We start from the raw sequence: 13,238 nt of genomic DNA, 5'->3' as shown, positions 1-13,238 counted from the left end.
TTTTAAACACGCCAATACACAATTTATGTTTGAACCTGATCATAAAGTTTTTGAAGAAAGAAGAGAAATATTCCTAAATAAATTAGGTGGGAAAGCTGCTATTATCCCAGGGGCTAATCTTGTAAAGCATCATGCTGATTGTGAATATCCTTTTAGGCAAGATAGTAATTTTTGGTATTTAACAGGTTTCGATGAGCCAGATGCAATAGCTCTTTTCTTACCGCATAAGCCAAAGGGAGAGAGATTTATTATGTTTGTCGCTCCTAAAGATGTTATAAGCGAAGTCTGGCATGGCTTTAGATGGGGTTTAGAAGGCGCTGAAAAAGAGTTTAAGGCTGATAAGGCTCACTCAATAAACGAATTAAGAGATTTACTCCCAAATTACATAAATGGTTCTGATGAACTTGTTTTTTCAATTGGAAAGCATCCAAAAATAGAGAAAATAGTACTAGAGATATTTTCACAACAACTTGAAAATCGCTCAAGATCAGGGATTGGTGCAAATTCTATAAAATCTCCAGAAATTTATTTAAATGAGATGAGATTAATTAAAAGTGAATTTGAGATTAAGAGAATGAGAGAGGCAATACAAATTTCAGCCGAAGCTCATGAACTAGTTAGAGAATCTATCTCATCAAAGAAAAATGAAAGACAAATTCAGGGTCTTCTTGAGGGATTCTTTTTGGAAAAAGGGGCTAGAGGACCAGCTTATAACTCAATTGTTGCATCAGGAGATAATGCCTGTATTTTGCATTACACCTCAAATAACTCACCCTTAAAGAAGGAAGATTTATTGTTGGTGGATGCTGGGTGCTCACTAATTGATTATTACAATGGAGATATAACAAGAACTATTCCAATAGGTGGTAAATTTTCTAATGAGCAAAAAGTTATCTATGAAATTGTATTGAGTGCGCAGAAAAATGCAATTAAAAGTGCTGTAAAAGGGTCGAATTCTAATGCTGTTCATAATGTTGCGTTAACAATTCTTATAGAAGGATTAAAGGAAATTGGATTATTGTCGGGCAGTACTGAGGAGATAATTGAGAATCAATCTTATAAACATCTTTACATGCATAGAACTGGACATTGGCTCGGCTTAGATGTTCATGATGTTGGAGCATACAGAATGGGTGACTATGAAGTGCCATTACAGAATGGAATGATTCTTACGGTAGAACCTGGGATCTATATAAGTGATAGGATCCCAGTCCCTGAGGGACAACCCCCTATAGATGAGAGATGGAAAGGCATAGGGATAAGAATTGAAGATGATGTCCTGGTCAAAGATACAAACCCAGATGTTTTAAGTATTGCTGCACTTAAAGAAATTTCTGATTTAGAGTTTTGAAATTTGACTTATCTAGTTAATAGATTTATTTTTTATTAAGTTTAAAACTCAAAAATGAATAAGTCTGATTCATATGATTCGAAACTTTCTCAAGCAAGAGGCTTAGCTAGTCAGCTTGGCATGTTCGCAGAAGAAAACGATATCCCCAAAGATCTTTGGGATTCATTGGAAGCCACTATTTATGATTTTTATGAAGTAACTCATGATAGATAAAATCCTGTTTAGAAGTTATCAATTACTAAAATCAAGAAATTTTGAATAAATCAATCAAAATGTGACCATAAACTGATAAATTATGTATTAAACACAAATAAGTGAATGACCTCATCAGATAAGTTAAATCAAAATTCAACAGAAAAAAAGGGAAAAAACAGTGATGCAACAAACTCTAAAAATTCTTCTCCTAATTCAGGAATGATGGGTGCCACAGCTGTATTGGCAGCTGCCACAATTGATGAAGATGGGGTACCTACTGGTTATACTCCTAAACCCGATGAAGGAAGGTTCATAATTAAAGTATTGTGGTTACCTGATAATGTGGCTCTAGCAGTGGATCAAATAGTAGGTGGAGGCCCAAGTCCTCTTACTGCTTATTATTTTTGGCCAAGAGATGATGCTTGGGAAAAATTAAAAAGTGAACTTGAGAATAAAGGTTGGATTACAGATAACGAGAGAGTAGAGATATTGAATAAGGCTACTGAAGTTATAAATTATTGGCAAGAAGAAGGTAAAACAAAAAAGTTAGAAGAAGCCAAATTAAAGTTCCCCGAAGTAACTTTTTGTGGAACCGCCTAAATAATATTAGTTCTTTGCAGCTTGAATCCTAGCCTCAGCCTTTGAAACCTCTTTCAAGGCTTTAATTTTCTCTGGATTTTTTTCATTTTCAGAAAATTTGCTAATTGCTAATTTTGCTTCTTTAAGATCTTGTTCAGCATTTTGAACATTAATTTCAGAACCAATTTCAGCATTATTTACTAGAACTATAACTTCATCTGATTCAATTTCAGCGAAGCCTCCCATAAGTGCAATTGATTTCCACTGGGAATTCATTCTTAGCCTTAAAACGCCAATATCTATAGCAGTAACTAAAGAGATGTGTCCTGGTAGTACACCAATTTGACCAGTAGTACTAGGAAGGATTACTTCTTCAGCTTCGCCTTGATAAACATTTTTATTAGGAGCTAAAACTTTTAGAGAAATTGCCATTAATTTAAAATTATTGAAGGTTAAATATATATTTAAATATTTATTTTTCTGATTTTATTTTTTCAGCCTTTGCTTTAACTTCATCAATGTTACCAACTAGGTAAAATGCCTGCTCTGGTAAATCATCCAATTCACCTGACAAAATCATATTGAAACCAGCAATGGTATCTTCTAATTTAACGTATTTACCAGACATTCCTGTAAATATTTCTGCTACGAAGAAAGGTTGTGAGAGAAATTTTTCAATTTTTCTAGCCCTGTCTACTGTTAATCTATCTTCTTCAGAAAGCTCATCTAAACCAAGAATTGCAATGATATCTTGAAGTTCTTTGTATCTTTGTAAAGTTGATTGAACAGCTCTGGCTGTTTTGTAATGCTCATCGCCAACAACTGATGGTTGTAGCATAGTGCTCGTTGAGTCTAATGGATCAACTGCTGGATAAATTCCCTTAGCTGCAAGAGCTCTAGCAAGCACGGTAGTTGCATCTAAATGGGCAAAAGTTGTAGCTGGAGCAGGGTCTGTTAGGTCATCAGCAGGCACGTAAACAGCTTGGATAGATGTTATTGACCCTTCTAATGTAGATGTAATCCTTTCTTGTAATTCACCAACATCAGTTCCCAGAGTAGGTTGGTATCCAACAGCTGAAGGCATTCTTCCAAGTAATGCAGATACTTCAGAACCAGCTTGAACAAATCTAAAAATGTTATCAACAAAGAGTAGGACGTCTTGCTTATTCACATCTCTAAAATGTTCGGCCATTGTAAGTGCTGATAAGCCTACTCTCATTCTTGCACCAGGTGGCTCATTCATCTGCCCAAAACATAAGGCAACTTTTGATTGAGTTAGGTCATCTGCATTGATAACTCCAGATTCTTTAAATTCTTCATATAAATCGTTCCCTTCTCTAGTTCTTTCTCCTACACCACCAAAAACGGAAACTCCACCATGCTCCTTTGCGATGTTATTAATTAATTCTTGAATAAGAACTGTTTTCCCAACACCAGCACCTCCGAATAATCCAACTTTTCCTCCTTGTCTGTAAGGAGCCAAAAGGTCGATAACTTTAATACCAGTTTCAAAAACTTTTGGCTTAGTTTCTAGGTCAGTTAACTTTGGAGCAGCTCTATGAATTGGTGCAGTATCTTTGGTATTTACTGGACCTTGTTCGTCTACTGGTTCTCCTAAAACATTAAATATTCTTCCCAAAGTTGCTTCTCCAACAGGTACAGATATTGGTGCACCTGTGTCAATTGCTTCCATACCTCTTACAAGGCCGTCTGTGCCGCTCATTGCCACTGCTCTGACTCTATGATCTCCAAGGAGCTGTTGAACCTCTGCAGTGAGTGCTATATCTTGCCCAGCAGGATTTTTTGCCTCAATCCTTAAAGCATTTAAAATTTTGGGCAATTTCCCAGCTGGAAATTCTACATCTAGAACTGGACCAATTACCTGACGAACTACGCCTTTCGTTTGTGAAGAAGTTGATGGAGTTGCTACCATTTTTTATTGATTGGTGATGAATAGCTGATTTTAAGCAGCTTATTAATTTTATTAATGCGAAAATACTACCACCTCATGGGTAGATTCGTTAAATGGGTTCGGCCACCCGCACAGTTTAAGTATGGTTTAATTGCCGCTTTGCAGATTATGTTGTTGAAGATAAGGAATGAGAATTTCTCTTTCCATTTTTATGACGCAAAGCGTCTCAATTATGATCCTCCATTAATCTATGGCAGCTGTTTCACTTACAGTCTCTACAGTAAAACCACTGGGAGATAGAATATTCATTAAAGTTTCCGAATCTGAGGAAAAAACTGCTGGGGGCATTCTTTTGCCTGATTCAGCAAAAGAAAAACCACAGGTTGGAGAAGTTGCCCAGGTAGGTCCTGGTAAACTTAACGACGATGGTTCTCGACAAACTCCAGAAGTGAGTATTGGCGACAAAGTCTTGTATAGCAAATATGCTGGCACAGACATTAAATTGGGAGGAGATGAATATGTCTTGCTCTCCGAAAAGGATATTTTAGCTGTAGTAAGCTAAAATGTTTGTTTCAAAAATTATTAAAACTTATTATTAAATTACTGCCTAAACATGGCTAAAAGAATTATTTACAATGAGCAAGCTCGTAGAGCGCTCGAGAGAGGAATTGATATCCTTGCTGAGTCTGTGGCTGTAACGCTTGGACCAAAAGGAAGAAATGTTGTACTAGAGAAAAAATTTGGTGCTCCACAAATCATTAATGATGGTGTCACAATCGCTAAAGAGATCGAATTAGAGGACCACATTGAAAACACAGGGGTTGCTTTAATCAGACAAGCTGCTTCAAAAACTAACGATGCTGCTGGAGATGGTACTACAACAGCCACTGTCTTAGCTCATGCAATGGTTAAAGCAGGGTTGAGAAACGTAGCAGCAGGAGCCAATGCAATTACTTTGAAAAAAGGAATTGATAAAGCTACTGAATTCTTAGTTGGTAAAATTCAGGACAATTCAAAACCTATTAGTGATAGTAATGCTATAGCTCAATGTGGAACTATTGCTGCTGGAAATGACGAAGAAGTAGGTCAAATGATTGCCAATGCTATGGATAAAGTTGGTAAAGAAGGTGTTATCTCCTTAGAAGAAGGTAAATCAATGACCACTGAATTAGAAGTTACTGAGGGGATGCGCTTTGATAAAGGCTATATTTCACCTTACTTCGCAACAGACACAGAGAGAATGGAGGCTGTTTTAGATGAACCATATATCCTTCTGACTGATAAAAAAATTGCCTTAGTTCAAGATTTAGTTCCCGTTTTGGAACAAATAGCAAAAACTGGTAAACCACTAGTCATTATTGCAGAAGATATTGAAAAAGAGGCTTTAGCAACTCTTGTCGTAAATAGATTACGAGGTGTGTTGAATGTTGCTGCAGTAAAAGCTCCTGGATTTGGTGATAGAAGAAAAGCCATGCTTGAAGATATGGCCGTTTTAACTAATGGGCAACTTATTACTGAAGATGCAGGCTTGAAATTAGAGAATGCTACTTTAGATATGCTTGGAACTGGTAGGAGAATTACTATCAATAAAGAGACTACAACAATTGTTGCTGAAGGTAATGAGGAAGCAGTTAAAGCTAGATGTGATCAAATTAAGAAGCAAATGGATGAAACAGATTCATCATACGATAAAGAAAAGCTTCAAGAACGTCTAGCTAAATTAGCTGGAGGTGTAGCAGTGATTAAGGTTGGAGCTGCTACTGAAACTGAGATGAAGGATAAAAAGCTTCGTCTTGAGGATGCTATTAATGCAACAAAAGCTGCGGTTGAAGAAGGAATTGTACCTGGAGGCGGAACAACTCTCGCTCATTTATCTCCTATTCTAAAAGATTGGGCTGATAAAAATTTAGAAGGAGAGGAATTAATTGGAGCTAACATTGTTGAAGCTTCACTTACTGCTCCTCTTATGAGAATTGCTGAGAATGCAGGTTCTAATGGAGCTGTGATTGCTGAAAATGTAAAAACTAAACCATTTAATGATGGATTCAATGCTGCTACTGGAGAGTATGTTGATATGTCCTCTGCTGGTATAGTCGATCCTGCAAAAGTTACACGTTCAGGATTACAAAATGCAGCTTCAATTGCAGGAATGGTTTTAACCACCGAATGCATAGTTGCTGATTTACCTGAGAAAAAAGATTCAGCTGCTCCAGCAGGTGCTCCGGGTATGGGCGGTGACTTCGATTATTAACTAAACAATAGTTTTTTAGTTAATTTTTTAAAAGGGACCATTCAAAATGGTCCCTTTTTTATTCAACTTTTATGAAATCCAACCAGCGCTAAGAATAATTGCTAGAGACAAAAATATAACTAAAAAAGTCCAAGTTATTTTGTTTAGAGAGGCTTCCGCACTACTTGCGCTATTGAACATAGAGCTTCCACTGGCGGCTATTCCTCCCATCCCATCACCTTTGGGACTATGAAGTAAAACCAAGAGAATAAGAAGAACTCCAGAGAATACCCAAATCCAACTAATAATTTGAATCATTGCTTAAAAAAATTTTATTAGCTTTAAACATGTTGAACTACTTTATTATAACCTTTTAATTCAATTTCATGAATAAGAGATTTGCCTGTCATTTCTCTTGGGATTGGGAGATTTAATAATTGCAATAAAGTAGGAGCAATATCTGCTAAGCCGGCATTTTCTCTTAAATTAATTTCATTTCCCATATTTGGTATTTTTCTTTTTTCACCTTCAATCAAAATTAATGGAACTTTATTGATTGTATGAGCTGTCCATGGTTCTCCTTCAGGCCCTTTCATTACTTCTGCGTTACCATGATCGGCTGTAATAAGAATGCTTCCACCCATTTCTCCAGTAGCTTTAACTATTTGACCTACACACTTATCTACTTTTTCTATAGCTTTAATTGTTGCATCCATGTTGCCTGTATGGCCAACCATATCAGGATTGGCAAAATTAATTACAACAAAAGCATAATTCCCACTTTTAATTGCTTTAGAGCAACTAATAGTTAATTCCTCCGCAGACATTTCGGGTTCCTTATCATAAGTTGCGACTCTTGGAGATGGAATCAAATGTCTCTCTTCTCCAGGTAAAGGAATTTCAACTCCTCCATTAAAAAAGTATGTTACGTGAGGATATTTTTCGGTTTCAGCCGTTCTGTATTGTTTAAGTCCGTTTTCTGACACTATTTGGCCTATAAAGTTATTGAGTGATTCAGGAGGAAATGCAACTTTAACGGGAAAGCTCGGATCATATTGAGTAAAAGTGATAAAATCTAGATTTGGATAATTTTTTCTTTCAAAGTCTGAGAATTCTTTAACTGAAAGGGATTTGACTATTTGTCTTGCTCTGTCTGGACGAAAATTAAAGCAAATCAAACTATCCCCATCTTTAAGATAGTTTTCAGAAATTCTTATGGGCTCCATAAATTCATCGGTTATGTTTTTGTCATAACTTTTTTCTATGTAATCCTGAGGAGAAATATTTGTTATTTGAATATCTGGATCAGTCAAATTAGAATATGCTTTTTCTGTTCTATCCCATAAAAGATTTCTATCCATTATCCAGTATCTACCGCATATAGAAGCTATTTCCCCGGTTTTAAATTTTTTTATACATGATTGTATTTGCTTAAGATATTTAGAGGCACTTTTTGCAGGAGTATCTCTTCCATCGGTAATAATATGGATTGCAACTTTTTTGATTTCATTTTCAGAAGCCCATTTTATTAAACCTAACAAATGATCAATATGGCTATGAACTCCTCCATCAGAACATAATCCCGTGATATGCAAAGTAGAATTATTTTTTTTTAATGCATCAGCCATTTCTTTTAACTCATTTACCAAGCCTAATTGATTATTTTTTACAATATTTGAAATCCTTACAAGTTCTTGTTGTATTATTCTTCCCGAACCAATGGTAAGGTGACCCACCTCTGAATTACCCATTTGACCATCTGGGAGGCCTACTTCAGATCCACTAGCACTTATTAGGGTGTGGGGATAAGCATGCCACAATGAGTCCATGATTGGTGTATTGGCATTTTTTATTGCATTATCTGATTTTTCTTGTCGATGTCCCCATCCATCAAGTATTGCAAGAACTACAGGGCTCTGAGGAACACTTAATCTTTTTATATTTTTGCTGCTAATATTTGACATATTTAGATCAAATTCATTTTTAACTGATCTAAATTTAATTTAGCTTTAAACGTTACTCTTTAACAATTTATATTTAAAATAGTTAGCTTTTGCTAATTTATGAAAATTATGAGACGAATTTTATTTATTGATAAATCATGTCTAAGAAAACCAAAAAGATCGTGATACTTACTGAAGTTGAGCTTAGAAAAACTATTTCGCGTTTAACTTCCGAAATTATCGAAAAAGTAAAAAAACTGGATAACCTCCTATTGGTGGGTATCCCAACTAGAGGAATTGAGCTGACCGAAGTGCTAGAAAAGGAATTATTCTCTAGAACAGGTTTACGATTTAGAAAAGGAACAATTGATCCAACTTTTTATAGAGATGACCAAAATAGAGTTGGAACTCGCATAATACAAGCTGCAGATATTCCAACTCCTATTGAGAAACAAGAAATTCTTTTAATTGATGATGTAATTTATACAGGTAGAACAATTAGAGCTGCAATAGATGCTTTATATTCATGGGGTAGACCTCAAAGAGTGATGTTATTAGTAATGGTAGATAGAGGTCATAGAGAATTACCTATTCAACCAGATTTTTGTGGTAAAAAAGTGCCAACTAGTAAAACCGAAAGTATTAGTTTACGTTTAAAGAATGTTGATAATGAAGAAGGAGTTTTTCTTGAATAGCTTGTCTTTAGAAGATATTTCCTAAATTATATTCTCCCAAAAATTCATCTTTAATATCAAAACATTTAACTAATAAATGAGCACTTTTCGTGATTTTAAAAAAAAGTTTTAAGTTGTCTTTTCCAATATTAGATGTATTTTTTAATACTATTTTGAGTGGTTTTTTGTCCCATTTTATAATTTCCTCTTCATTCTGAACCTCTGATAACTTTGGTAATCCATTTTCAAAAATAACATCATATGCTCTTTCTTTTTGTGTTTCTCCAATAATTATTTCGAATATTTTCTGATTATTTTGACTGGCTTGTAGGATCAGTTTAAGTGGGTTTTCAGTTGGCCATGTTTGACCTTTGCAAAAAATAGGATGCCAAAAGTGTTTTTGTTCTCTTTTATTAAATAATTTTATAGATAATCCTTTGTTTAATATGTCTTTAATTTTTACCCCGGGGGTCATTGCTAAAGCTCCCAAAGCTATTGATTCAATAGGAGGTGGCGACTTTATTTGAATTTTTGAAATTTTTTTCGTTATCCATTCTTTAATCAATGGTATTTGAGTTCCTCCACCAACAAAAATAATTGCATTTAAGTCGTCAACGGTGCAAAATTTTCCTCTTGCTTGATTTAATAAATCTTTGAGTAAAGAGTTAAGGTGATTAAGAAGATTATTTTCAATGAGTATTTTCTCAAATATTTCTTTACTTATGTAAAATTCTTTTTCTTGATTTTGAGTAGTAAATAATTTGATTGGATATTTATTTTCATATTTGATTGCAGATGAACTGAGTTTACATTTTATTTCTTCCGCCTTTAAAAGATTAGTAACATAATTATTACCTGGAATAAAGTAATCTACTATCCATTGATCAATATCTTTCCCACCAATTTTTGAGCCTGTTTTTCCAATTATTTCAGCACACCTTATTTTTTGTTTTGAAATTGAGCTTACATCATTACCTTTGAATTTTAATAGTTCAGCTATTGGACCAGATTTCCCTTCTCCTCCTTCTATTTTGACTATATTCATATCTACTGTGCTTCCTCCCATATCTAATGTCATAATTTTCGAGCCAAATGGTACATTTATTCCTAAACTTGCGGCAGTAGGCTCATCAACAAGGGCTATTTCATCTACGGAAATCTCCTCGCAAAGGCTAACTAACCATTTTCTGTAACCCTTATACGTATCTATAGGAGCAGTTAAAACAAGTCTTTTGATTTCATATTTGTGAGGAATATTGGCCCACAAAATTTGAAAAAATTTTTCGCCACATTCATTAGGGTTTAAAATATTTTTTTGGTTTATTTTCTCGACAGAATTTCCAATTAATCTTTTAAAATTCGAATGAAAAAATAAATCAGAATTTGAGTTATCCCTCATCTTTAGAGCACTTATACCAATTTTAGGAATCTTTGAAGGCTCCTCGAACCAAACTGCTGTAGGAATAACTCCTGGAGATGATGTAATATTCGGGATTTCAACTAAAACAGAATTTATATCTTTATGATCTTGAAAAGCTATTACAGTATTAGTGTTTCCCAAATCGATTGCAAGTGTACCAGATAAATTTTCTTCCATATGAAATTATTTGAAGCAATTAAGTTCTTTTTGTAATTTATGTTTTGAAACGGTCGAATAAACTGTAAGATACATTGTATATCAAAAATTTTTTTTAATGAACATATCAAATAATTCAGGAATTGATTCTAATGATCTTGCAAAGAGAGGTGAGAGCTTAATAAGAAAATCAACTAATAGATACTTAACTACAGTGAAAATTGCTTTCAGAGCAAAACAAAGACGTTTTGATGATTTTGATGGCTTATTAGACGAGTCAACAATAAAACCCGTTCAAAGGTCAATTATTGAACTAAGCGATGAACAAGATCAACCAGATTTACTGCCAGGCTAATTTTGGTAAAAGACCAAAAAGGATGGAGATTACTTAGAGATTCTAAAAAAGGCAAATTTTGTTTTTTGATTGGTGTTGATAACTGGTCAATCGAGTTACAAAAGAATGAATTCTATTCACTTTATCTACTACTCTTAAAAATTAATGAACAACTATTAGTTATCAAGGATGAACTAATGGATGAAGAATATATTACTTTAGAGTTAGAAAAACTACCTTGGTATATTGAGTTAGAAGGGAAAAAGAATGAATGGAGTTTAAGGTTTGTTTTTGAGAGTCAAGACCAAACTAGATCCTTTGAAATGTATTGGCCGATACCAATAGCACAAAATTTATTTTATGAAATAAAAAAAATGTGGGAATCAATGGATTAAAAGATAAATAAAATTGGAAATTTTAGAAAATATTTCCCCCTCAAAAAAAAATTTTTTCACAACATTTCCACAATATTTTTTTTAAAAATATCTGTTGATCTAAAGCTTGTGGAAAACTTCTGATTTTATATAAATCTTTATATTTGAGTAAGATTTAATTTTACAAAATTAATTTTCATGCCCCCCCCCCTTTATGACTGGATTCTCATTATTCTATAAACTGAGACTGTTTCTTAATAATGTTTGTTGACGATTTAGTAATTTTGGAGAAAACTACATCGTGTAGGTTAAATTTCAACAAGTTTTTTCAAGATGAAAGAGTTAAATTACAACGAAAATTCAAAAGTTTTAAATCATAAAGATGAAGTAATAAGTTTCAAATGTGAACTTCAAGAAAATCTTCAAAAGGCGATGAAAGAATTTGTTGAGGAGCATCCTAACTGGGATCAGTACAGGTTACTACAAGCTGCTATTGCAGGGTTTTTGATGCAAAAAGGATTTCAAAATAGGGATATAACGAGACTCTATATTGGAAACATGTTTTCAATGAATTTTAAGGACTAAATATTTTTTATATTTTTTCTAGTAGTATTTTCGCAATATCATTCCTGACAGGTAATATTGATAACCTATTTCCTTTTTTTACAACTAACAACTCGTCCTCATTAAATAAAATCTTTAATTCAGGTAAACTTAAAATCTTATTTGACTTAGATAAGTATTTTACTTTTACACAATCCCATCTAGGATTATCAGGTTTCGATTTTGGATCAAAATATTTTGAATCTTGATCAAATTGAGTGGGATCAACAATATTTAAATCTATTACCTCCATAAGTCCCACAATACCTGGGGGCTTACAATTCGAATGATAGAAAAAAACTTTATCTCCTTTATTCATTTTTCTCATAAAATTTCGAGCCTGATAATTTCTTATTCCGTCCCATAAAGTTACATTGTCATTTTTTAAAGTATCTATGCTGTAAGCATCAGGTTCACTTTTCATTAGCCAGTAGCTAGGTTCCTGTTGTACCATAGGATCTCGGCGAATATATAGGGTTTGAGTAAAGTTTGGGTAACTTCTTTGAATATGAATTTATTATCCATCAAAGTTTCTATTTAGGAAAGTGTACCCCTTCCCTCTATATATCATGACGGTACCCCTTTATAAATTACGCTTATCTGTTGGAAATATTGAAGGAAAAATCTTTAATCGAGAATTTATTAAATAATGACTTACCTATTTGTGAACCCACACCGTTGTTCTTGAGTTCTTTTTGATATGCCTCTTTGCTTGAGAGAATGATATCTTTAATCGAAAATTTATTAAATAATGACCTTCCTATTTGTGAACCCACACCGTTGTTCTTGAGTTCTTTTTGATATGCCTCTTTGCTTGAGAGAATGATATCTTTAATCGAAAATTTATTAAATAATGACCTTCCTATTTGTGAACCCACACCGTTGTTCTTGAGTTCCTTTTGATATGCCTCTTTGCTTGAGAGAATGATATCTTTAATCGAGAATTTATTTAAGAATGACATTCTTATTTGGGAAAATTGCTTTGTAGATGATCACATCATCTCGTAATTATCAAATTTAGTTTTCAACTTTGCTGCTTTATGTATTAGTCCAACTGCTTCTTTTCTTCCAGTAGCTTGTTGCGCCTGATGCATTAATTCAGCATATTTTTTTACGATTTTCTTTTGCATGGTTTAGATTAAATAAAGACCGTTTTTTAATCTAAAGCTGCAAGGAACAACTTTCAGAAGATAAGGAATCAACGGTAAAACCTCAGAGTCAACAAATTGGAACGGGTTAACTCGTGTGTTAAATATATAATCAATTAGCTAAATACCTGTTGGTATCTATGATTACATTGTTTTCAAATCCTGATTTATTTTAGTTTTATCTAAAGTGGAGAAGATTTCTTTTTAAATAATGAGTGTGTTTTAAATCTTGAATTGATCTCTAATAATTTATGGTTGGCTTCAGTTGTATCCCTGCAACTGCCTCATGACAACCATGTATTAATTTTAGGACTGCTTT

17 protein-coding genes are annotated in these 13,238 nt (G+C 33.7%); 9 read left to right on the top strand and 8 right to left on the bottom strand.

The window, feature by feature from the left end; all coding sequences use genetic code 11:
* The first annotated feature begins 25 nt into the window (after positions 1-25).
* The 3 genes from HA149_RS08055 (at position 26) to HA149_RS08045 (ending at position 2,146) form a co-directional block, all read left to right on the top strand.
* Positions 26-1,351: an aminopeptidase P N-terminal domain-containing protein gene (locus HA149_RS08055; protein ID WP_209114691.1), complete on the top strand. Its 1,326-nt coding sequence runs from the start codon at positions 26-28 to the stop codon at positions 1,349-1,351.
* Between the two features lie 54 nt (positions 1,352-1,405).
* Complete coding sequence (locus tag HA149_RS08050; RefSeq protein ID WP_179850491.1) at positions 1,406-1,564, top strand: hypothetical protein; 159 nt, start codon at positions 1,406-1,408, stop codon at positions 1,562-1,564.
* Between the two features lie 105 nt (positions 1,565-1,669).
* Positions 1,670-2,146: a 30S ribosomal protein PSRP-3 gene (locus tag HA149_RS08045; protein WP_209114689.1), complete on the top strand. Its 477-nt coding sequence runs from the start codon at positions 1,670-1,672 to the stop codon at positions 2,144-2,146.
* A 6-nt stretch (positions 2,147-2,152) separates the two neighbouring features.
* Here the strand turns inward: HA149_RS08045 and atpC are convergent, their stop codons facing one another.
* Positions 2,153-2,557, bottom strand: a complete 405-nt coding sequence (gene atpC / locus HA149_RS08040; protein WP_025972519.1) for an ATP synthase F1 subunit epsilon — start codon at positions 2,555-2,557, stop codon at positions 2,153-2,155.
* Between the two features lie 40 nt (positions 2,558-2,597).
* Entirely contained in the window at positions 2,598-4,058 is a 1,461-nt protein-coding gene (gene atpD, locus HA149_RS08035; RefSeq protein WP_011863550.1) for a F0F1 ATP synthase subunit beta, read from the bottom strand.
* Between the two features lie 229 nt (positions 4,059-4,287).
* Here atpD and groES point away from each other — a divergent pair, with 229 nt between their 5' ends.
* Together groES and groL are read left to right on the top strand one after the other, a co-directional pair.
* Positions 4,288-4,599 (top strand): co-chaperone GroES, encoded by a 312-nt coding sequence (gene groES / locus HA149_RS08030; protein ID WP_011820918.1) that lies wholly within the window; start codon positions 4,288-4,290, stop codon positions 4,597-4,599.
* Between the two features lie 51 nt (positions 4,600-4,650).
* Positions 4,651-6,288, top strand: coding sequence for a chaperonin GroEL (gene groL, locus HA149_RS08025; RefSeq protein ID WP_209114687.1), 1,638 nt, complete (start codon positions 4,651-4,653; stop codon positions 6,286-6,288).
* Between the two features lie 69 nt (positions 6,289-6,357).
* On the opposite strand, the gene secG is transcribed toward groL, so the two are convergent.
* Both secG and gpmI read right to left on the bottom strand, forming a co-directional pair.
* Positions 6,358-6,585 carry a preprotein translocase subunit SecG gene (gene secG / locus HA149_RS08020; RefSeq protein WP_011863548.1) on the bottom strand — a complete coding sequence of 76 codons (228 nt, stop codon included), beginning with the start codon at positions 6,583-6,585 and terminating at the stop codon, positions 6,358-6,360.
* 23 nt (positions 6,586-6,608) lie between these two features.
* Positions 6,609-8,231, bottom strand: a complete 1,623-nt coding sequence (gene gpmI, locus HA149_RS08015) for a 2,3-bisphosphoglycerate-independent phosphoglycerate mutase (protein ID WP_209114685.1) — start codon at positions 8,229-8,231, stop codon at positions 6,609-6,611.
* A 137-nt stretch (positions 8,232-8,368) separates the two neighbouring features.
* Here gpmI and pyrR point away from each other — a divergent pair, with 137 nt between their 5' ends.
* Positions 8,369-8,905, top strand: a complete 537-nt coding sequence (gene pyrR / locus HA149_RS08010; RefSeq protein WP_209114683.1) for a bifunctional pyr operon transcriptional regulator/uracil phosphoribosyltransferase PyrR — start codon at positions 8,369-8,371, stop codon at positions 8,903-8,905.
* Between the two features lie 7 nt (positions 8,906-8,912).
* Here the strand turns inward: pyrR and HA149_RS08005 are convergent, their stop codons facing one another.
* Entirely contained in the window at positions 8,913-10,481 is a 1,569-nt protein-coding gene (locus tag HA149_RS08005; RefSeq protein ID WP_209114681.1) for an Hsp70 family protein, read from the bottom strand.
* Positions 10,482-10,578: 97 nt separating this feature from the next.
* On the opposite strand from HA149_RS08005, the gene HA149_RS08000 reads away from it, so the two are divergent.
* The 3 genes from HA149_RS08000 (at position 10,579) to HA149_RS07990 (ending at position 11,753) form a co-directional block, all read left to right on the top strand.
* Positions 10,579-10,815: a DNA-directed RNA polymerase subunit omega gene (locus HA149_RS08000; protein WP_209114679.1), complete on the top strand. Its 237-nt coding sequence runs from the start codon at positions 10,579-10,581 to the stop codon at positions 10,813-10,815.
* A gap of 2 nt (positions 10,816-10,817) precedes the next feature.
* Positions 10,818-11,189, top strand: coding sequence for a DUF1818 family protein (locus HA149_RS07995; protein ID WP_209114677.1), 372 nt, complete (start codon positions 10,818-10,820; stop codon positions 11,187-11,189).
* Between the two features lie 312 nt (positions 11,190-11,501).
* A complete protein-coding gene (locus HA149_RS07990) occupies positions 11,502-11,753 on the top strand; it encodes a DUF2811 domain-containing protein (protein WP_209114675.1) in 252 nt (83 codons plus the stop codon).
* A 7-nt stretch (positions 11,754-11,760) separates the two neighbouring features.
* On the opposite strand, the gene HA149_RS07985 is transcribed toward HA149_RS07990, so the two are convergent.
* The 3 genes from HA149_RS07985 to HA149_RS07975 form a co-directional block, all read right to left on the bottom strand.
* On the bottom strand, positions 11,761-12,225 hold the full coding sequence (locus tag HA149_RS07985; protein WP_209114673.1) for an EVE domain-containing protein: 465 nt from the start codon (positions 12,223-12,225) through the stop codon (positions 11,761-11,763).
* A 142-nt stretch (positions 12,226-12,367) separates the two neighbouring features.
* Complete coding sequence (locus HA149_RS07980) at positions 12,368-12,733, bottom strand: hypothetical protein (protein WP_245154720.1); 366 nt, start codon at positions 12,731-12,733, stop codon at positions 12,368-12,370.
* A gap of 30 nt (positions 12,734-12,763) precedes the next feature.
* Positions 12,764-12,901, bottom strand: coding sequence for a hypothetical protein (locus tag HA149_RS07975; RefSeq protein WP_187151428.1), 138 nt, complete (start codon positions 12,899-12,901; stop codon positions 12,764-12,766).
* Positions 12,902-13,238: the final 337 nt, after the last annotated feature.

Origin of the sequence: Prochlorococcus marinus XMU1406 (assembly GCF_017696055.1) — a bacterium.
Lineage (GTDB): Bacteria > Cyanobacteriota > Cyanobacteriia > PCC-6307 > Cyanobiaceae > Prochlorococcus_A > Prochlorococcus_A marinus_W.
The sequence above is the reverse complement of the archived record's forward strand: the minus strand, read 5'-3'. Positions and strand labels throughout refer to the sequence as shown.

Excerpts from the sequence above, each read along its gene's own strand:
- HA149_RS08055 (WP_209114691.1), top strand. The coding sequence starts at position 26 with ATGTTTGAACCTGATCATAAAGTTTTTGAAGAAAGAAGAGAAATATTC.
- HA149_RS08050 (WP_179850491.1), top strand. The coding sequence starts at position 1,406 with ATGAATAAGTCTGATTCATATGATTCGAAACTTTCTCAAGCAAGAGGC.
- HA149_RS08045 (WP_209114689.1), top strand. The coding sequence starts at position 1,670 with ATGACCTCATCAGATAAGTTAAATCAAAATTCAACAGAAAAAAAGGGA.
- atpC (WP_025972519.1), bottom strand. The coding sequence starts at position 2,557 with ATGGCAATTTCTCTAAAAGTTTTAGCTCCTAATAAAAATGTTTATCAA.
- atpD (WP_011863550.1), bottom strand. The coding sequence starts at position 4,058 with ATGGTAGCAACTCCATCAACTTCTTCACAAACGAAAGGCGTAGTTCGT.
- groES (WP_011820918.1), top strand. The coding sequence starts at position 4,288 with ATGGCAGCTGTTTCACTTACAGTCTCTACAGTAAAACCACTGGGAGAT.
- groL (WP_209114687.1), top strand. The coding sequence starts at position 4,651 with ATGGCTAAAAGAATTATTTACAATGAGCAAGCTCGTAGAGCGCTCGAG.
- secG (WP_011863548.1), bottom strand. The coding sequence starts at position 6,585 with ATGATTCAAATTATTAGTTGGATTTGGGTATTCTCTGGAGTTCTTCTT.
- gpmI (WP_209114685.1), bottom strand. The coding sequence starts at position 8,231 with ATGTCAAATATTAGCAGCAAAAATATAAAAAGATTAAGTGTTCCTCAG.
- pyrR (WP_209114683.1), top strand. The coding sequence starts at position 8,369 with ATGTCTAAGAAAACCAAAAAGATCGTGATACTTACTGAAGTTGAGCTT.
- HA149_RS08005 (WP_209114681.1), bottom strand. The coding sequence starts at position 10,481 with ATGGAAGAAAATTTATCTGGTACACTTGCAATCGATTTGGGAAACACT.
- HA149_RS08000 (WP_209114679.1), top strand. The coding sequence starts at position 10,579 with ATGAACATATCAAATAATTCAGGAATTGATTCTAATGATCTTGCAAAG.
- HA149_RS07990 (WP_209114675.1), top strand. The coding sequence starts at position 11,502 with ATGAAAGAGTTAAATTACAACGAAAATTCAAAAGTTTTAAATCATAAA.
- HA149_RS07985 (WP_209114673.1), bottom strand. The coding sequence starts at position 12,225 with ATGGTACAACAGGAACCTAGCTACTGGCTAATGAAAAGTGAACCTGAT.
- HA149_RS07980 (WP_245154720.1), bottom strand. The coding sequence starts at position 12,733 with ATGTCATTCTTAAATAAATTCTCGATTAAAGATATCATTCTCTCAAGC.
- HA149_RS07975 (WP_187151428.1), bottom strand. The coding sequence starts at position 12,901 with ATGCAAAAGAAAATCGTAAAAAAATATGCTGAATTAATGCATCAGGCG.